General features: G+C 44.4%; 9 protein-coding genes. 7 read left to right on the top strand and 2 right to left on the bottom strand.

Features of this window, described 5'->3' with window-relative positions; genetic code table 11:
• Positions 1–2 precede the first annotated feature (2 nt).
• Positions 3–1,067 (top strand): BACON domain-containing protein, encoded by a 1,065-nt coding sequence (locus FIU21_RS03390; RefSeq protein ID WP_004359192.1) that lies wholly within the window; start codon positions 3–5, stop codon positions 1,065–1,067.
• A 793-nt stretch (positions 1,068–1,860) separates the two neighbouring features.
• Here the strand turns inward: FIU21_RS03390 and FIU21_RS03385 are convergent.
• Positions 1,861–2,292, bottom strand: a complete 432-nt coding sequence (locus FIU21_RS03385; RefSeq protein WP_036885798.1) for a hypothetical protein — start codon at positions 2,290–2,292, stop codon at positions 1,861–1,863.
• A gap of 1,196 nt (positions 2,293–3,488) precedes the next feature.
• On the bottom strand, positions 3,489–4,142 hold the full coding sequence (gene rbr, locus FIU21_RS03380; RefSeq protein ID WP_004359194.1) for a rubrerythrin: 654 nt from the start codon (positions 4,140–4,142) through the stop codon (positions 3,489–3,491).
• 724 nt (positions 4,143–4,866) lie between these two features.
• On the opposite strand from rbr, the gene FIU21_RS03375 reads away from it, so the two are divergent.
• The 6 genes from FIU21_RS03375 (at position 4,867) to FIU21_RS03350 (ending at position 20,946) form a co-directional block, all read left to right on the top strand.
• Positions 4,867–8,664, top strand: a complete 3,798-nt coding sequence (locus FIU21_RS03375; protein WP_004359195.1) for a TIM-barrel domain-containing protein — start codon at positions 4,867–4,869, stop codon at positions 8,662–8,664.
• A gap of 860 nt (positions 8,665–9,524) precedes the next feature.
• Entirely contained in the window at positions 9,525–11,051 is a 1,527-nt protein-coding gene (locus tag FIU21_RS03370; RefSeq protein ID WP_004359196.1) for an alpha-L-fucosidase, read from the top strand.
• Positions 11,052–11,072: 21 nt separating this feature from the next.
• Positions 11,073–13,379 carry a GEVED domain-containing protein gene (locus FIU21_RS03365; protein ID WP_004359197.1) on the top strand — a complete coding sequence of 769 codons (2,307 nt, stop codon included), beginning with the start codon at positions 11,073–11,075 and terminating at the stop codon, positions 13,377–13,379.
• 861 nt (positions 13,380–14,240) lie between these two features.
• Positions 14,241–15,740 (top strand): IPT/TIG domain-containing protein, encoded by a 1,500-nt coding sequence (locus FIU21_RS03360; RefSeq protein WP_036885799.1) that lies wholly within the window; start codon positions 14,241–14,243, stop codon positions 15,738–15,740.
• Between the two features lie 35 nt (positions 15,741–15,775).
• Positions 15,776–18,886, top strand: a complete 3,111-nt coding sequence (locus FIU21_RS03355; protein WP_036885801.1) for a SusC/RagA family TonB-linked outer membrane protein — start codon at positions 15,776–15,778, stop codon at positions 18,884–18,886.
• Between the two features lie 29 nt (positions 18,887–18,915).
• On the top strand, positions 18,916–20,946 hold the full coding sequence (locus FIU21_RS03350; protein WP_004359200.1) for a RagB/SusD family nutrient uptake outer membrane protein: 2,031 nt from the start codon (positions 18,916–18,918) through the stop codon (positions 20,944–20,946).
• Positions 20,947–20,957 lie beyond the last annotated feature (11 nt).

Below are 20,957 nucleotides of genomic sequence, written 5' to 3'. Positions count from 1 at the left end.
TTATGAAGAAGTATATTTCTATATTCCTACTCGTTGCAGCTGCCGTTCTTGGGACGGCATGCAGCAACGACAATAACGAACTGCCTGAATACGCTGCGGGATTGAATGTCGTAAAGGCACAGACAGCATTTAACGTGATTGGTGGAACAAACATGGTGAAGATGGCTTCCGAACCTGCTCAGGCTTATGCACAAGATGCGTGGCTGACGGTTACGAAGAAAGCAGAGACACTTGAGTTGACTGCAACGACAAATACCAGTCCACAATCGCGTAACACGCTCCTCGTTATTAAGAACCTTCAGGGCGACTCTATCACCCTTAACGTTCAGCAGGAAGGTGTCACCTTCGGTCTGCCTGCTGGTGAGGATATCTTCACCGATGACAAGGCTATTCAGAAGACGCTCATTGCTACGGCTAACGTACCTGTCACCTATGTTACTACGGGCGATTGGATTACCGTTGAGCAGAAAGGTAACGAAGTAGGCGTAAAGGTGGCTGAGAATACGACGGGTAAGGCACGTGTAGGCTGGGTTATCGCTAAGGCTGTGGGCTTAGTTGACTCGTTGAAGGTGGTTCAGGCTTCATTATCAGACTTCGTTGGTGAATACAAGCAGACTGCAAAGATGCGAAATGCTGACCGTACTTTGTCTAAGAAGATTTCCGACGTACGCATCGAGGCGATGGGTACCAATAAGGCAAACTTCATCGTTGATAACAAATACACGTGGGCAGTAGACTTCATCCCAGGCAAGGGCTTCAAGATGACCAATGGTAAGGTCGTTGCAAAGAATGAGGTGCAGACGGGTGTCTACGAATACTTTATCTCTGTCATCGTTGCTGATGACTTCAGTAAGGAGCACGAGACAGCTATCAATGGTACGCAGGAAAGCATCCTCTTAGCGATTGACGATGCTGGCAACCTCGTCTTCAAGGAAGCACAGAAACTTGCCTCTGAGCAAACCTTCTCCTCTTACGGCTGGAACCGCTTCTCCGATACCAAGCCAGTCATGGGTGCCTATCGTGGTATCGGTGAGGTCTATGTGCAGCCAAAACTTACACGGAAGTAGGTTGGTTAAGTAGACAAGTTGACGAGTAGACGAGTTAACAAGTTGCTTGTGAAGAAGACATGGTAACATGGTTAACAAGTTGACAGGTTAACAAGTTGCTTGTGAAGGAGACAGAGTAACATGGTTAACAAGTAGATAGGTTAACAAGTAACTTGTCAACTCGTCTACTTGTCAACTCGTCCACTTGTCAACTCATCCACTTCAAAGTAACATACGAGCATATTTTAGATGACGAGTGAATGAGTTCCTAACTTGTTCACTCGTTTTCTTTTGCTATCATCTATTATCCTTTCTCACAAGCATCTTGTCCACCCGTTCACTTGTTTAACTCGTCCACTTGCCCCCTTATTCACTCGTTTTCTTTTTGCTATCATCTATTACCCTTTTTCACAAGCATCTTGTCCACTCGTCAACTTGTTTAACTCGTCCACTAACACCCTTATAAACCTTCAAATTCTTTCCAATGTTTACAGAATTGGAAAGAATTGGGATGATTGATGACTTGACACATAATTCAGAATTCACAATCCATAATTCACAATTATTCGAACGAAGTTCTCATCAGTACGTCATAATCTATAATTATAATTACCGATGTAGTGACGGTTCAAAGCTCAAGGGTTAAACACAATTGTAGGTATATAAGAAGCAATAGTCAGCGAGACACCCAATTGCCAACAGAGTCTTAGGACATAATGTGTATGGACTTGCGAATGCTCATCCCCCCACACCTGCTATTCATATACTATTTATGGGTAAGACATCAATTACATCAAATACTACAAAGTATAAACTACCAGCTACAATTCCCGCAAAAAGATAGTTTCTGTTGATTCTTGTTACGATCTTCCACAATAAGAATGCCTTTCACTTTATAGAATTCATTATCACCTTTGCTTTGTGTATGGTTGATTGTCACTTTTAAAGTAAACCTTTTATTCTTGTACCAAAATACGTCTTTCCAATTGGATACAAGAGTAAACTCTTCTAAACGACGATTAATCACCATGTAGGCTGTGGTTGCAAGGTCATTCACCATTATGTAGCTTTTATTTCGCATTTTGTTTGGATACTTATAAAAGACACAACATCCACCATCTATCTCTGATGGTATAGAGTCGAAGCTTCCTATTTCAATGCTGACATTCGATTTTACCTCTGCAAAAGATGTGAGAGAATATAGTATTGAAAAACAAGTAATTATAGATATCTTCAAAGTATTCATTTCTATTTGTTTTATAATTTCACTTAGGCGTAGTTATCTCTTTTTGTTTGCAAATATACAAAATAGTTACTATATACGGTATTTAAAGCATATAATATCTTACTAACCCAAATTTAACACCTACTTTCGTCTAAATCTAACTATCACCATACTTTCCTCGTTCTTCTTATGGGCTCTGTGTCCTACAAATTTTATTCTTCTTGACTGGTGAGTGTTTTAGGTTCAACTTATCTACAAATTTTATTCTTTTTGACTGGTGAGTGTTTTAGGTTCAACTTATCTACAAATTTTATTCTTTTTGACTGGTGAGTGTTTTAATTTTAACTTATCGTAAATCTGCTTGGGTTTCTTCTCATTTTTTATGTAGCTTATCTGGTAGAACTATCCCCAAAATTTATGAAAAATAATTTTGCCTGTTAAACTTGGCTTAACTGCGAATTACGCGAATAACACGAATTATTTAGCAATAAGTTTAGTGTAGTTAGTGAAATTCGTAGTCATAAAAGGTACATATCATAAAGTTCAATGTTCAAAGTTCAAATCTCAAAGGTAAAGGAGTTCAATGTTCAAACCTCAATGTTCAAAGGATAAAAAAACATTAGCGTAATTAGTGAAATTCGTAGTTGGTATTACTTTGCAATAATGATAAGAAAGACTGTTATTAGACTCTGAAAAATCTTTACTTATTCTCGCTTAATCCCCCTTCAAAGTCACGACAAAATCTACTTAAAAAGTTACTCTGCAACTGACAGTAAATCAGTAGGTTATAAAGCTGCAAACTAAAAGGTGCTTAATTGGATTTCAAAAGGACATTAGTAAGGGTCTTAAAGGGCATCTTTTGCAAGCCAAGTGGGCGTTAATTTGAACACTATTAACGCCCTTCTGATTTTCAGTCTGTGAATTATTTTTACGATGGCTGACGAGTAGACAAGTTAGACGAGTAAACAAGTTGCTTGTTATAAAGGATAAGTTTGTTCACATGTTAGGAAGTAGACGAGTAGACATGTTACTTGTTATAAAGAATAAATCTGTTCTCATGTTACTTTGTCTCTCTTTGCAAGCAACTCGTTTACTTGTCTAACTTGTTTACTCGTCTACTCGTTCACTTGTCTACTTGCAACAAAAAACCGTGCCAAGGTCCAGAAAGACCTTGGCACGGTATGTGACTAACGCTATGGAATTATTATTGCGTCGATTTAGTAGTTTGACTCCTCAACCTGGAAGAAGCTCTGTGGGTGGTTACATACAGGGCAAACAGCTGGAGCCTTCTTGCCGATAACGATGTGACCACAGTTGCGGCACTGCCAGATGCAGTCGCCCTCACGAGAGAATACTACGCTGTCCTCGATGTTCTTCAAGAGCTTGCGGTAACGCTCCTCGTGGTGCTTCTCAACCTTACCAACGCTGCGGAACTTAACAGCCAACTCTGGGAAGCCTTCTTCCATAGCATCCTTTGCCATCTGCTCGTACATATCAGTCCACTCGTAGTTCTCACCAGCTGCTGCGTCAGCGAGATTTACGGTTGTTGTAGGGATATCACCCTCGTGGAGGAACTTGAACCAAATCTTAGCATGCTCCTTCTCGTTGCGTGCTGTCTCCTCGAAGAAACCTGCAATCTGCTCATAGCCGTCCTTCTTAGCCTTTGAAGCATAGTAGAGATACTTAGTGTGTGCCTGGCTCTCACCTGCGAAAGCGTTCTTAAGGTTCTGCTCAGTCTTAGTACCCTTCAAAGCCTCTGGGTTGAACTCCTTGAACTTCGCAGCCTTAGCGTGACATACTGGGCACTCTGCTGGAGCCTCTGTTCCCTCGTGGATGTAACCACAAACGGTGCAAATAAATTTCTTTTTCATAATGTTCTTGTATTTGTATAATGTTCTTGTATTATAATAATAATATGTGTACGAATTACGAATAGAATCGCTTTTATACCCACTGACAGTCAGTTGGATATCTATTGTGTTCTTGTTCTGTAATTATTACAATCTTTCTGGGTGCAAAGGTATTAATTATTTCCGAGTCTGTCAACTTTAATCGCTCTTTTTTTATACCAAACGACCTATTTAGACAACGAATAATTAATGAATGAATAGTAATAACAGAGCGCATAAAAAGCTAAAAACCTCTGTGTTTCAAGTCCCAAATAGGATGTTTCAAACCCCAAGTTCCAACCATAAAGTTAACTACGAATTACGCGAATGACACGAAGACAGAATGACATAGTGACATATACTTCAATGACATATTTTAGAATGAAGCCAGAATCGACAAGACTGCGAATTACGCGAATGACACGAATCATTATCGCAAACATTATTCGAGAAATTCGTGCAATTCGTAGTTCTAATCATAAAGTTCAAAGCTCAATGTTCAAAGTTCAAAGGTAAAAGAGTTCAAAGTTCAAAGTTCAAAGTATAGAAGTTTTTAGTTAAAAAATTCTTAGTTAAATAATTGTAGTTTATAAAAATATGGTGTATCTTTGCCACTCAGTAACAAAAACAACTATTAGCTAAAAACCAAAAGGAGTTCGGGAACCAAGTAAACCTAAGCTTGGGGACGGGCGACAAGATCTATAAAATGAAAAAGAAGAAAGCCAAGATTTTACTTGCTGCCTTATTATTGGCAGTGGGAGAGACCGCATTCGCTGACGGAAAGGCAGTGAGTGGTATTCGACAAATCAATCCAACAACGGTAGAGATTACTTATAGCGACGGTGGCGTGATGACTGTAGACTTCTATGGTCAGAATGTCTTTCGCCTTTTCCGCGACCCAAAGGGTGGCATCGTTCGTGATCCTGTTAGTAATCCTCCAGCACGTATTCTCCTCGATAATCCACGTAAGAACGCAGGACGACTGAGCGTTAATGAGACCGATGCCGACGTGGCAGTCGCAACGGCTGAGGTGCGTGTGCGCTTCGATCGCAACACAGGGCTGATGACTGTCACCGACCTTCGCAATGGTAAGGAGGTTATTAAGGAGGTGAAGGGAGTCGACTTCCAAAAGAATCGCACCACCGTTACCCTCGCCAATGCAGCAGGAGAGTATTTCTATGGTGGCGGTGTACAAAATGGTCGCTTCTCCCATCGTGGCAAACGCATTGAGATTGTCAATACCAACAGCTGGACCGATGGCGGTGTTGCTTCGCCAGCTCCGTTCTATTGGTCAACGGGCGGTTATGCTGCTATGCCTTACACCTTTGCGCCCGGTGCCTACGACTTCGGAAGTACGGATAAGAACACGGTGACAATCAGTCACGAAATGCCTTATCTCGACCTCTTCCTGATGGTTGATACAACCCCAGTTTCTTTGCTTCAAGATTATTATCAGCTCACCGGTAACCCCGTCTTATTGCCAAAGTTTGCTTTCTATGAGGGCCACCTCAATGCCTACAACCGAGACTATTGGAAGGAGACAACCGAAGAAGGCAAGGGAATCCTTTTTGAGGACGGCAAGCGATATGTAGAAAGTCAGAAGGACAATGGCGGTATCAAGGAAAGTCTGAATGGCGAAAAGCAGAACTATCAGTTCTCTGCACGTGCCGTTATCGACCGTTATAAGAAAGACGATATGCCATTGGGTTGGATTCTTCCTAACGATGGTTACGGAGCTGGATATGGGCAAACTTCCACCCTTGATGGTAATATAGCCAACCTCAAGAGCCTTGGCGATTATGCGCGTAAGCAGGGCGTAGAGATAGGTTTGTGGACACAGTCAAACCTTCACCCAGTCGATAGCATCCCTGCACTCTTGCAACGCGATATCGTCAAAGAGGTGCGTGATGCAGGCGTACGTGTCTTGAAGACCGACGTAGCATGGGTCGGTGCGGGCTATTCCTTTGGACTCAATGGTATTGCTGACGTGGCTAACATCATGCCTTACTACGGCAGCGATGCACGTCCGTTCATTATCACCCTCGACGGCTGGGCTGGTACACAGCGTTATGGCGGTGTATGGTCGGGCGACCAAACCGGTGGCGAGTGGGAGTATATTCGTTTCCACATCCCAACTTATATCGGCTCTGGACTCTCCGGAATGGGTAATATTACGAGCGATATGGACGGTATCTTCGGCGGAAAGAACCTCTCAGTGAACATCCGTGACTTCCAATGGAAGACCTTTACACCAATGCAGTTGAATATGGATGGGTGGGGTAGTAACCCTAAGTATCCACAAGCCTTGGGCGAACCAGCCACAAGTATCAACCGTTCTTACCTCAAACTCAAGTCTATGCTCCTGCCTTACACCTACTCATGTGCCCATGAGGCGGTGACAGGCAAGCCACTCATGCGTGCGATGTTCCTTGATGATAGCAACGATTATACCCACAGCAGTGCTACACGCTATCAATATATGTATGGTCCTTCGTTCCTCGTGGCACCTATCTATCAGAACACGGCAGCCGATAAGGAGGGCAACGACGTGCGCAATGGCATCTACCTACCAAAGGGAACATGGTACGATTACTTCACGGGTGCTACCTACGAAGGTGGTTGCGTACTCAACGATTACTTCGCACCCATCTGGAAGTTGCCTGTCTTGGTGAAGTCGGGTGCTATCATTCCGATGGTCAACGCGAATAATAACCCTTCTGAGATTGACAAGAACCGTCGTGTCTTTGAACTCTATCCAGATGGCAAGACCGAGTTCACACTCTATGATGACGACGGTACAACTCAGAAATATCTCTCTAATGAGAAGGCAACAACCCGCATCACCTCCGATCTTAACGATAAGCAGGTGCTGACCGTAAGTATCGACAAGACCGAAGGAACGTTCGATGGAATGGTGAAAAATCAGTCAACAACCTTCTATCTGAACACCAATGCAAAGCCAAAGAAGCTCACAGCCGTTATCGGTGGGAAGAAGATTCGACTCACAGAGGCTGAGCAGGGTGATAACACATGGCAGTATGTTCAGGCTTCGAACATTAACCGTTTCTCAACGACTAACAGCGAGATGGAACGCCTACTGGTAACTAAAAATGCCCAAATCATCGTGCGTTTGGCTTCCTGCGACATCACAAAGGAGGCTGTAGAACTCCGTGTGGAGGGTTTCGCACGTCTGAATAAGTCTAATGAAACCTTGCGAAAGAAGGGTGCCTTGACAGCTCCAGAACTCCTCGAGGCTGACGTTCAGTCGTATAGTGTCACTCCAAAGTGGAAGCCTGTGCAGAATGCTGACTACTATGAGATAGCCTTCAATGGTCAGACTTATACCACTATCCGCCACAATTCGCTCCTCTTCGACGACCTCCAGCCTGCCACCGACTATGATTTCAAGGTGCGTGCAGTCAATAGCGAGGGTGCAAGTGAGTGGATGCCGTTGCACGTGAAGACGGCTGTCAACCCATTAGAGTATGCTATCCAAGGACTTACCGCAACCTCTACCGCCCGTGATATGGAAGGTTTCGAGATCCACCGACTCGTTGATTTCAGTACGACTGGCGACATCTGGCACACCTATTATTATACGAAGGCGGTGCCATTCGACTTCACTGTCGACCTCCATAGCACCAACACGCTCGACAAACTGCAGTATGTTCCACGTGCAAATGGCGGTAACGGTACGATTACGAAGTGCGATATCGCTGTCAGCAAAGACGGTAGAAACTGGACAGAAATCGGTCCACAGCAGTGGGCTCGTGATGGTAGAACGAAGGAAGTGACGCTCTCTACCCACCCAGTGGCACGTTATGTGAAGGTGAGCGTGAAGGAAGCTGTCGGCAACTTCGGCTCTGGTCGTGAGTTCTATGTCTTCAAAGTGCCGGGCACAAAGACTATTCTGCCGGGCGATATCAACCTCGATGGTAAGGTAGACGAGAACGACTTCACCTCTTATATGAACTATACTGGACTTAAGAAGGGCGATGCCGACTTCGATGGTTATATCTCTGGTGGCGACATCAACGGCAACGGTCTCATTGATGCTTACGACATTTCGAATGTAGCCATGCACCTTGAGGATGGTTGGAACGACGATGACGTAGCCCCTGTTGGCGGTAAGGTTTACTACGAATATAACCGTAAGTCTTATGCTGCAGGCGATGATGTCATCATCAAGGTGAAGGGTAAGGACCTGCAGTCGGTCAATGCCTTCAACCTTATCTTCCCATATAGTCCGAAGGAATTGCAGTTCGTTAAGGTTGAGACCGACCCATCAATGGTAATGCGCAACCTCACCTACGACCGTCATCACAGCGATGGTTCTCAGGTTCTCTATCCAACCTTCGTGAATGTGGGCGACCACCATACGTTCAATGGCGATGCCGACCTCCTCGTCATCCGTATGAAAGCCCTCAAACCATTCACCGTTAAGCCACAGACCGCCAAAGGCTTGTTGGTGGATAAGCAGTTGGAGGAAGTGGAGTTAAAGTAGAACCAACCACAAATCAGCCCATAAACCAGCCCCTCCCCCTTACCCCTCCCCCAAAGGGAGGGGAGTGAAATGTGTGAGAGAGATAGCAGCCCCACCCCCAACCCCTCCCCCAAAGGGAGGGGCGTGAAATGCGGGATACCCCTTGTGGTTAGTTAACAAGTGAACGAGTAGAGGAGTTATTTGTGTAATTACAAGTATCTTGTCTACTCGTAACGTTATTAAGTTGGTCTGCTCTTAACGTTATTTAGTTAGTCTGCTCTTAACGTTATTTAGTTGGTCAACTCTTATCGTTATTTACTTGTTCTCTTGTCACTCTGCTCTGTTTTGTCAGATTTTTTCACTTACTTGAAAATCAAGTGATGCTCATTAAGGGGTTAATTAACGTCCAATTGGCTTCTTAAAGATGCCCTTTAAGTTTGCAAAAGACGCCCTATTGAAGTCCAATTAAGCACCTTTTACTTTGCTACTTTATAACCACTTGAATCCCTGTTGGTTACAGAGTCGCTTTTTAGATGTCTTTTTTCGTGATTTTAAGGGGGATTTAGACGGTAAATATGTAGTGATTTTTCGAAGTCTTATGGTAGTAATAAGCAGGTGGGATGATAAGAGAAAACATGAAGAATCAACTCATGATTCGTCGTGTTTTTACGCCCACTAAAAAAAAAACTATAGTCCAAGTTACACGAATACCCAAATTAATTTGTATATTTGCGACTATCTTTTGAGCGACTTGGTGCCTTGATATAGCAGCACAGAGGCAAACAGGTTGCTTGCAATGACAAAAAACCTAAACTAAACATTGTCAATCAAATATTTATAAAATGTTACGTCTAAAGTGCTGCTGAACTAAAAAACCTAATATGAATAACCGATTTCTACACGGTGTGCTTACTGCACTTGCCCTAACGGCATCGGCTACGAGTTTTGCTCAGACCAATACCGTTATGACCCTTAAGACGCAAATCGCTCCCAATGCGGAGAACGAACCTCGTCCAGTATTCCCTGTACCCACTGACCGTCAGTGGAAATGGCAACAAACAGAGTTCTATGCCTTCTTCCATTATGGTATGAACACCTATACTAATAAGGAATGGGGTAATGGTGATGAAGATGTGAATACTTTTGCTCCAACAGCAAAGCCAGACCCAAGACAGTGGTTAGAGGCTGTGAAAGAGGCTGGTATGACGGGCGGTATTGCTGTTGTGAAGCATCATGATGGTTTCTGCTTGTGGCCTACGGAGACTACAGATCATAAGAGTTCGAACTCATCAAGCCCTAATGCACAGGTGAATATCGCTGAACTCTTTGCTAAAGCAGCACAGGATTTGAAGATGAAATATGGCTTCTACGTATCTCCTTGGGACCGAAACAGTGGTCTTTACGGTACGGACAGCTACGTGAAGGACGTCTTTTTGAAGCAGTGTGCAGAGCTTGCAAAGTATGGCTCAGATCAGTTTGAGATGTGGTTTGACGGTGCAAATGGTGGTAATGGCTACTATGGTGGTAAGAATAAGACCATCAATATTGACCGTGCAACCTATTATGACGTACCAAACCTCCGTGATTCTATCCATAAACTCAGCCCAAATATCATCCTTTGGGGTGTCGGTGGTGAGGCACGCTGGATTGGTAATGAGGACGGTTGGGCAGGCGAAACCAACTGGTGTAATGAGAATCGTGGCTTTGCTCCTGAGCGCAATGGTATGTATGGCACAGAGAACGGTTGGTTCTGGCTCCCTGGCGAGAGCGATGCTAAGTTTACAGACAAAGGTTGGTTCTGGCATCCTGGTTGTGAACCAATGTCGGCAGAACGCACTTTCCAGATGTACTTAGAGACCGTTGGTCGCAATGCAACCCTCATCTTGAATTGTCCTCCAGACCGAAGTGGAAGAATACCACAGAACCAAGTGAGTCGTCTGAAGGAATTCGGAACTATGTTGAAGAGCCGTTTCAAGACCAATCTTGCCAAGACTGCTACTCTTGAAGCTACTAACACACGTGCCAACGGAGCGACACGTACCTATGTTGTTAACAACCTCATTGATGAGAATCCAGATACTTACTGGGCAGCAGAGGACGATGTAAAGGATGTTACCCTTACTTTCAAATGGAACAGCCCACAGACTGTTCGCTACGTAACCTTGCAGGAGTATGTAAGACTTGGACAGCGTGTAAAGAGTTTCTCAATCGAATATACCACCGATGGCAGCACATGGAAGCCACTTGCCAACAAAGTAAAGCAAACCACTATCGGCTATAAACGTATCATTCCGCTCAACGGAAGTACCGCAAATAGCTATGGTTCGGGCTATGATGCTAAGGCTATCCGCATTCATATCAAGGATGCTAAGGCTTGTCCTGTAATGAGTGAGATTGCAATTTATTAATCGTTTGACTTGAAAAACAATATGAAAAAGAATATATTAGCTACCTGTGGTTTGTTGTTCTGCACCTCTTTGCTCCATGCACAGACCACAGAAGAGGTTAGAATAGATTTTGAAAATCAGAACTATAAGGCGTTAGGTGTCTACGACACTTGGCTGAAGTCGCCTTTCCGTAGCCAAAACAAACAAGCTGCTGTACTGGAAGGAAACGTGCAAGTAGTAAGCAATATCGATAAAAACTATGATGAAATTCTAAAGGCTACACCAAATGCCTCTGACAATGTGTTGGGCTTCCAGCGTTCACGCTTTGGCTCAAACACTTTCGGTGCACGCATCGATCTTAAGCAGCCATTCGCTTTGACAAAAGAAACAAAGTACGTTCACGTGATGATTCATAAGGCAAAGGTAGGTCGTACGATGCTCATCGGACTCGGAAAGCGTACGGACCGTGCGGGTCAGAGCGTTGACACAGAGCAGTTCTGGGAGCTTTCAACACGAGAGGTTGAGCCAAATAAGTGGGTAGATGCCGTTTTCCCAGTTAAGGGAGCAGGTGGCATCGAAATCCATAGTCTTGTAGTTGTTGTCGATTGCGAGGATACCAACGGTCTGAAAGATGATTTCCTTGCTTATATCGACAATATCGTCGTAAACAACGAGGCTTTCACAACAACCAATCGTGAGGACTATCCGATGAATTATAACAAGGATGCGAAGTGCTCGCGTACAGACCGTGGACTCAAGGGTATCAGCCTTGGTGACCAGACATTCAATGTCTATGGCGACATTACCACTTCAATTCCAGCTTACACCTACCTCAGCAAGCAGGCGTTCTTGGCTAAACCGGGCGAGACACTCAACCCAGCTGTTCAGTACAAGGGTATCTGGATGCACAGCTATGTTTATCTTGACTTGAACAACAACGGTCGTTTTGAGCCAAAGGTAGAAGGCGGACAGATTGTTCCCAACGCTGGTAATGAGTTGTTGGCTTACTCTTTCCTCGGTGGAGAGGATGAAAACTCTGGCTTCAACAGCGCAGGAACAGAGATTTCTGGTAATGGTCGTAACACCCTCGTTATGCCTGAATTTACCCTTCCAAGCGACCTTCAGCACGGTTTCTACCGTATGCGTTACAAGGTGGATTGGAACTCTGCAGACGCAGGAGGTAGCATTGAGAACAACAACCATATCCTTAACAATGGCGGTGGTGCCATCGATGTGCGCCTGAATGTTCATGGCGACAATGTGAAGATTTACCAAGGTGCACTCAATGGTAAGGTTGTTGCAGAAGATGGTACTGAGCTGAACGGTATCTCTATCCCATTCGGTAAGCCTTACACTATCAAGATGAAGCCTGAACATGGCTTTAACTTCAGCGGTCTGAAGGTGCGTCACGGCTACAACCTCACTGGTGATAGCATCAGCCACGGCACCTATCAGTATGTTGACGAGCTGATTCCACGCGAGCGTTTCAATGCTGATGGAACCTTTACCCTCCCTGCTGAGATGATTGATGGTGACGTATCACTTGAGGGTATCTTCATTGATGCGAAGACAGCTTTGACCTACGAGGTTTACTTCAACAATGAATTTGTATATTCAACCGTTGTCAATGGTGCGAAGACAGGTGCTGTAACGATTCCTGAGGGACTTAGCAGAGATTACGTTGAACTGATAGCTGACAAGCAAACCATCACAAGTCTTCCAGCTACAGTACGTATTAATGCTACATGGACAGCCCCAATGAAGGTGGCTACACCAACTGACACTACTTGGTATAACCTCAAGGTGAGCAACCAGCCAAGATGGGTTTCGTCGGGAAACTATACACCTAACGTTTACTTCATTGACGAGACTTACATCACTACTGATTATGCTCTTTGGGCATTGACAGGTAATCCTTACAGCGGTTTCCGCCTCATCAACAAGGCAATGGGTCCTACAATGGTCCTCGCATCGGCTTCTCCAAAGGGCTCAGCTAAGGCTGGCGGTAACACTTACGCTACCCTTCTGCCTGCTGACAACCTACCTGCAGGCTACACCAGCGACTGGACTGTGACAATAAGCCCAAATGATGATGAAGGTTTCTATATCTGTAATCCAGAGGGCTTCGGCTTGAACTATCGTGCTGACGGCAACCTCGCTTACTGGACTGGTGGTAAGGATGCTGGCTCTACCTTCGTTCCTACAGAGGTTAAGAAGACTTCTACTGGCATCAACGCCCTTATCTTCAAGAACGAATCAGCTACCACTTACGATCTCTCAGGCAAGGCAGTTAGCAAGAGTCATAAGGGTGTTGTTATCCGTAATGGCAAGAAGATGCTCGTGAAGTGATTGGTAGAGGAGTTAACAAGTAGACAAGTTGACGAGTAAACAAGTTGCTTGTATGGTAAGTTGACGGGTGAACAAGTTGACGAGTAGACAAGTTGCTTGCGAAGAAAGACAAAGTAACATGGTAAGTTGACGGGTGAACAAGTTGACGAGTAGAGGAGTTAACAAGCAACTTGTTTACTTGTCTACTTGTCTAACTTGTCCACTCGTCCACTTGTCCACTTGTTCGCTATCATTCAGAAGGGCGTTAATTGGCTTTCAATTAACGCCCTTTAGGCTTCTTAAAGACGCCCTTTTGGACCCTTACTAACGCCCTTTTGGAGTCCAATTAAGCACCTTTTACTTTGCTACTTTATAACCGCTTGATTCCCTGCTGGTTGCGAAGTCGCTTTTTAGATGTCTTTTTTCGTAATTTTAAGGGGGATTTAGACGGTAATATGTAGTGATTTTTCAAGGGCTTGCAGCGGCTTTTGGGCTTGCGAATTAAAGGGAATTTGAGTTACGAAAGAGGGGATACAGAAGTCTGGAGTGATGAGGATGCCACCTAAGTTTAGGATTGAAACCTTGTTCTTATGTTACTTTGTCTCTCTTTGTAGTTGACGAGTTAGACGAGTTTACGAGTAAACAAGTTGCTTGTTATAAAGGAACCCCCTTGTTCTTATGTTACTCTGTCTCTCTTTGCAGTTGACATGTCTTTACGGAATTAAGGGTTTGTTTATTAAAAATAGTTAATAAATGATTGTATCTAATACATATCCTAAAATAATTATATAAATTTGTTGCCACTCAGAAAAGTGTACTAACGCTTTACCTAAAGAATAAAATTTAATTAAAAACCATAATCAATTTAACTAAACCGTTTCTATGAAGAGACTTTTCAAATCTTATTTGTGGATGGTTCTTATGGGCTCGCTCGCATGGGTTTCCTGCTCTGATAAAGAGGTAGGAGGCACGGCTGGTACAGCTTTTGACCCATCACAACCGATTGTCATTAGTGACTTTTATCCCGACAGTGGTGGTATTGCTACCCCAATGATTATCACGGGTAAGAACTTTGGTACTGATACCACAGGTCTTGCACTTTGGTATGTTGACGAAGATGGCAGACGTCATCGTGGTGGTCTTGTATCATCTAATGGCGAAAAGCTTTACTGTTATGTGCCAGCAGGTTTGACTTACAAGCGTAACATCAAACTTGAGGTGACACGTGCGAACGGTACTGACACCATTAAGGGTGCTGGCGACCGCGACTTTAAGTACATCACACAGACTGCTGTTACAACAATTGTTGGAACACAGACAAGTGATGCACACGCTACAAAGATTGACAAACTGTTGACATCAAACCTCTCAGCTCCGGGTTACCTTTGTGTTGACAATGAAAACAATATCTTTATCGTGCAGCATAGATTTGATGATAGTTTTGTTGCTAATGGAAGTAATTCTTTTATCGAATGCCGTAATGAGAAGAATGAGAATGTCGGAGGTATGGTGTTAAAAGCTGACTTGAAGAGAGATCAGTTGTCAATTCTTCAGGTGAATAGTAATACAAAAGAAAAAATCAATGCACCAGCTTATTCAACACTTGATGGTTATGAGGGTGTATATGTGCCAGACGATAGCGGACGTAAGTATTACAGTCTGTTGAAGGATCAGGGCTATGCTGTTCACAAGCAGCAGTTCATCAATCCTAACGGTTATGCAAACCTGGACCAAAGCAACTGGAAGTATTGCTTCGTGATTAACAAGAACGACCAGATGATTTACTCTGTGATGTTTAAGGGGCAGCTCATCCGTATTAATCCTAAGACACGTAAGGCAGAGTTGCTCTTGAAGCGTGTTGGTAAGGATGGTCCTAAGGGAGACGGTGGTTCAGATACTTTCTGTACTTTCAGCCCTACACAGCCTAACCGTTTGTTCATCTCTTTCACCGATGCACACCAGATTTGGTATGTTGATGTAGACCAGTTGTTAGACAAGGATTCTCTGACTTACCAAGGTGAGCCATACGCAGGTATTTCTTCTTTCGGTACAGTAAACGTAACTGAAGGCAAGGGATGGGAAGACGGAGCATTGAAGAATGCCAAGTTCTGCTATCCACGTCAGATGACTTTCACCAAGGACGGTAAGCTCTATATTGCCGACTCAGGTAACCACTGTATCCGTATGATTGACACAACGTTAGGTAAGAATGCACGTGTAACCACACCGATTGGTGTACCACAGAGTGCAGGTTTCCAAGATGGTGGTGTCGAGTTAGCCAAGTTTAATTGGCCGACGGGTGTCGCCGTGAGTGCCGATGGAAGTACGGTTTATGTCGCCGATTCGAAGAATCAGGTGATACGAGAATTGTCAATTAAATAGCTATTAGCCTAATAATACTACAAACATAGATATATATGAGAAGAACATTATATGTCTTGTGTCTCATGGTTGCCCTTTTGACTTATGGACTTCAAGCCTATTCACAAGATAATAGTACTGCAAAGCAGTTCTCGGTAGCGGGTGTCATCCTCGATGATACAGGTGAACCCTGTATTGGTGCTACCGTTCGTGTAAAGAACGAGCCAGGTGTAGGAACCATTTCCGACCTCGATGGTAAGTTCAATATAAAGGTTAAGCCGGGTGCTACGCTCTTGTTCGAGTATGTCGGTATGGAGACCGTACAGCGCACTATCCTCAAGGACGAGCCTTCACTCTCAGTGAAGTTCAAGGTTGCAAAGACCAATGCCATCGACGAAGTAGTCGTGACAGGTCTTGTTTCTCAGAAGAAGGTGTCAGTGGTAGGTGCTGTATCTACTATCAATATGGATGAGTTGCGTACCCCGGGTACTTCACTCGTGAACATGATTGGTGGTCGTATGCCGGGTGTTATCACCATGCAGACTTCTGGAGAGCCAGGTCAGAACCTGTCCAACTTCTGGGTACGTGGCGTATCGACCTTCGGTGCTGGAGCTGGTGCATTGGTCCTCATCGATGGTATTGAGGGTCGCCTCAATGATATTGATGTAGACGACGTAGAGAGCATCTCAGTATTGAAGGATGCTGCAGCAACAGCCGTTTATGGTGTGCGTGGTGCTAACGGTGTTGTATTGGTAACTACCAAGCGCGGTTCTAAGGAGAAGATTCAGGTTACAGCTCGTGCGACCGTGAAGTTGTCACAGATCAAGCGCCTGCCTGAGTATCTCTCATCTTACGATTATGCAAGACTTGCTAACGAGGCACGTGCAATGTCAGGTGAGTCAGATCTCTATACGCCAATTCAGTTGGATATCATCAAGAACAATCTTGACCCAGAGCTTTATCCAAACGTAAACTGGATTGACCAGATTATGAAGAAGACCTCTTTGCAGGAGAACTACTATGCCAGTGCGCGTGGTGGTGGTGATGTTGCACAGTACTTCGTTTCTGTAGGTTATCGCCATGAGGGTGCTGCCTATAAGCAGAAGGAGAACCAGTTCCATCGTCCATTGTCTTACGACCAGTTGACTTATCGTGCAAATATCAACATGAACCTTACAAAACGTTCTGAGCTTTACTTCGGTGTGGATGGTAACATCTCTAACTATACAACTCCGGGTGGTAAGAATACCAACCAAGTATGGTCAGATGTCCTCCAGTTGAATCCATTGATGTTCCCTGTTACTTACGCTGACGGAACATTGCCAACCTACGGTCAGAGCGACCTTATCTCTCCATTTGCAGCCCTCAACTATCAGGGTTACAAGTCATCTGATTATAGTCGTAATATGATTACCTTGAAGTTCACACACCGCTTCGGTGGTATCCTCAAGGGACTCGTGGGTTCTGTTCAGGCTGTTAACGACCGCACAGCAGGTTTCAGTGAGCGTCGTTTCGTTAGGCCAGACTACTATCGCGCAACAGGTCGTACATCAACAGGTGACCTTATCAAGACCTTGCGTTCTAAGCAGCAAGATATGTCGTACTCTTCAGACAATGAATCTTGGAGAAAGTACTACATGGAGGCTAAGTTAGACTATAACACAAGCTTCGGTGCTCATAACCTCGGTGCACTCCTCTTCTATTACATGGAAGACACAAAGGGCTCAGAGTGGGGCAATGGTGATGCACTCGGTATCGCAGCTATCCCTAAGCGTCGTCAGAATGTATCAGGTCGTTTGTCATGGGGTTATAACTCTACTTATTTTGTAGATGCGAACTTCGGTTACACAGGTTCTGACCTCTTCCCTAAGGGTCAGCGTTTCGGTTTCTTCCCATCAATCGCTGTGGGTTGGGCTCCAACTTCATACAAGTGGGTACAGAAGCACCTTCCTTTCGTAAACTTCTTCAAGATTCGTGGTTCTTACGGTCTTGCTGGTAACGATAATATTGCAAACACTCGTTTCCCATACTTGACCATTATCAACAACCACGCTGGTACTACATGGGGTTACAACGGATCAGGTATCGTTGAGAAGCAGCAGGGTGCTGATAACTTGAAGTGGGAAGTTGCTAAGAAGTTGAACGTCGGTATCGATGCTAACTTCTTCAATGATGCCATCAAGTTGAACGTTGACTTCTTCCGTGACACACGTGATCATATCTTCCAGGACCGTGTTACATTGCCAGAGTTTGCTGGTATGGTAACTTATCCAAAGTCAAACGTGGGTCGTATGCACTCATTCGGTTCAGATGGTAACATCTCTTATTTCCACAAGATTAACAAGGAGATGAACTTTACTGTTCGTGCCAACTATACATGGTCACAGAATATTGTTGACTACTTCGAGGAGAATAAGCTTGCTTACGATTATCAGAGTGTGACAGGTATGCCTTACGGCGTATTGCGTGGTTACATTGCTGAGGGTCTCTTCAAGGATGAGGCAGACATTCGCCAGAGCGCAGACCAGACAGCAGCCTTCGGTGTTGTTCGTCCCGGTGATATCAAGTATCGTGACGTGAATGGTGATGGTGTCATCAATAAGGACGACCGCGTGCCATTGTCATATGGTAACAATGTTCCTCGTGTGATGTTCGGTATTGGTGGTGAGTTCAACTATAAGGACTTCACCGTAAGCATGCTCTTCAAGGGTAATACAGGTGTTAACTACTACCGTGTAGGTATGGGTTACGATGCCGGTTGGATTCCATTCTATAATGGTGAGATGGGTAACGTATTGAAGATGGTAAACAATCCAAAGAATCGTTGGATTCCATCATGGTACTCTGGTGATCCATCAACAGAGAATCCTAACGCAATGTTCCCACGTCTCTCTTACGGTTCAAATGCAAACAACTCACAGCTTTCTACTTTCTGGAAGAAGAATGGTTCTTTCCTCCGTTTCCAGGAGTTGAACTTCCGTTATGTCTTCCGTCATCGTAAGTGGCTGCGTGCAGCTGGTCTTAGTGCATTGGAGTGTGACTTCGTTATCAACAACCTCTTCACTATCGACAGCGCAAAGTACTTCGATCCAGAGCAGGCTTGGTTTAATGGTGCGGCTTATCCAATCCCAACCACCTATTCATTGCAGATGTACTTTAGATTCTAAGGTTTCACCTCTTAATTAAGATTGTAATAATGAAAAAACATATTTTAGCTTTGGGCGCTGTTGCAGCTCTGTTCTCAGGCATGACATTCACATCATGTAACTTCCTGGACCAGGACGACAACTTTAATGCTATCTTCAAGGAGGACTCTGTCTTCCACTCTGCCCAGAATGCAAATGGCTATCTCTTTGCTACACCAACGATGTTCCCATCAGCTGGTAACATTTGGGGTAACTCATGGACTCCGGGTGAGACAGCGTCAGACGAGATTTGTGTGCGCTGGCAGACGAACGAGTTCTGGGGTGCAAAGTTCACAGTAGGTAATGTTAATGCAGAGAACGTTCCTAACTGGGGTTATTGGTACCAGATGTATAAGATTATCAACCGTTGTAACCGTATGTTGGCAAATGTTGATAAGATTGGTGATATGTCTAACAATGATAAGGCAGACTATAAGGCAATGGTTCACTTCATCCGTGGTTATGCTTACTACGTATTGTTGCAGAACTGGGGTCCTTGTCTGATTGTGAATGATGAGGTTATCTCAACCAGTGAAAAGGCTGATTACTATGACCGTGAGCGTGCAACAATGGATGAGTCTATTGACTATATCTGTAATGAGTTTGCACAGTCACTTCCGGGTTTGAAACGTCCAAGCGAGCAGTCAACTGCTTACTTCGGTCGTCCAACAAAGGGTACTGCGTTGGCACTTATCGCACGTCTTCGTCTCTTGCAGGCTTCTCCAACCTTCAATGGTGGTACTTACGCAAAGCGTTGCTTTGGTGAGTGGAAGCGTAAGAGCGATGGTAAGTATTATGTAAATCAGGACTACGATGCAAAGCGTTGGGCTGTTGCTGCAGCTGCTGCTAAGCAGGTAATCGATCTCAACTACTATACACTCTTCACAGTTGATGCTGATAAGGATAATCCATATCCACTTGACGCATCTGTTCCAACAGCGAAGTTCCCTGATGGTGCTGGTGGTATCGACCCATACCACTCATTTGCTGATATGTTCAATGGTGAGGGTACAGCAAAGGTAAACAGAGAGTTTATCTGGGCTGACGAGTACTCAGGTCCTGTAATGAACTATAGCCGTCACTCATTCCCAGTGAACTATGGTGGATGGGGTGGTATGTCAGTTCCACAGCGTGTAATCGACTGCTTCTTGATGAAGGATGGTAAGAAGCCTGCAGAGTCTCCACTTTATGAGGCAGACTTGACCAAGCACGTGAACCAGAAGAAGTCTATCGGTGATTGCGATATGGCAAATGGTACCCCATTGGCTTACACGAACCGTTCAGCTCGCTTCTATGCAAGTATCGGCTTCCCTGGTCGTATCTGGAAGATGAACTCTACCACAGATGGTAGTTATAACAACCAGACCTTCTGGTACTCTATTGATGATTCTAAGGCTGGTAAGAACGCAGCTGGTAACAACCCTAACGACTACTGTATTAGTGGTTACGTACCATTCAAGTACATCCACCCAGATGACTCTTGGCATGGTAAGGATGGTGCTTCTGTTATTCCTAAGCCATTCCCAATCATCCGTTATGCTGAAATCTTGTTGATTTACTGTGAGGCAGCTAACCACATTCAAGGTTCAGAGACTGTGAAGACATGGGATGTAAGTGGTAGACTTGTTGATGTTGCCGTAACTCGTGATGAGGCTGCTATGGCACGTTACTTCAATATGATTCGTTATCGTGTTGGTCTCCCAGGTGTTGAAGCTGCAACACTCAGCTCTGAGAATGCTTTCGACGAGGTAATCAAGAACGAGCGTCAGGTTGAGCTCTTCAATGAGGGTTATCGCTACTTCGACACACGTCGTTGGGGTACTTACTTCACAGAGGATGCCAACAGTTCTAACTGGCGTGGTCTTGATGTTTACAGCGAGAAGAAGGGTAACAACGATGGCCCATTCTTCAACCTTGTAACAATCAACGAGCAGAATATCCGCGACCGTAAGGCTCTCCCACGCATGGTATTCCTTCCACTCATGCATCGTGAGTTGTTGAAGAGTCCTAAGATGGATCAGAACCCAGGTTGGGATCGTTAATAACGTTAATA

This window comes from Prevotella melaninogenica, from assembly GCF_013267595.1.
In the GTDB taxonomy this organism is placed as follows: domain Bacteria; phylum Bacteroidota; class Bacteroidia; order Bacteroidales; family Bacteroidaceae; genus Prevotella; species Prevotella melaninogenica_D.
The sequence above is the reverse complement of the archived record's forward strand: the minus strand, read 5'-3'. Positions and strand labels throughout refer to the sequence as shown.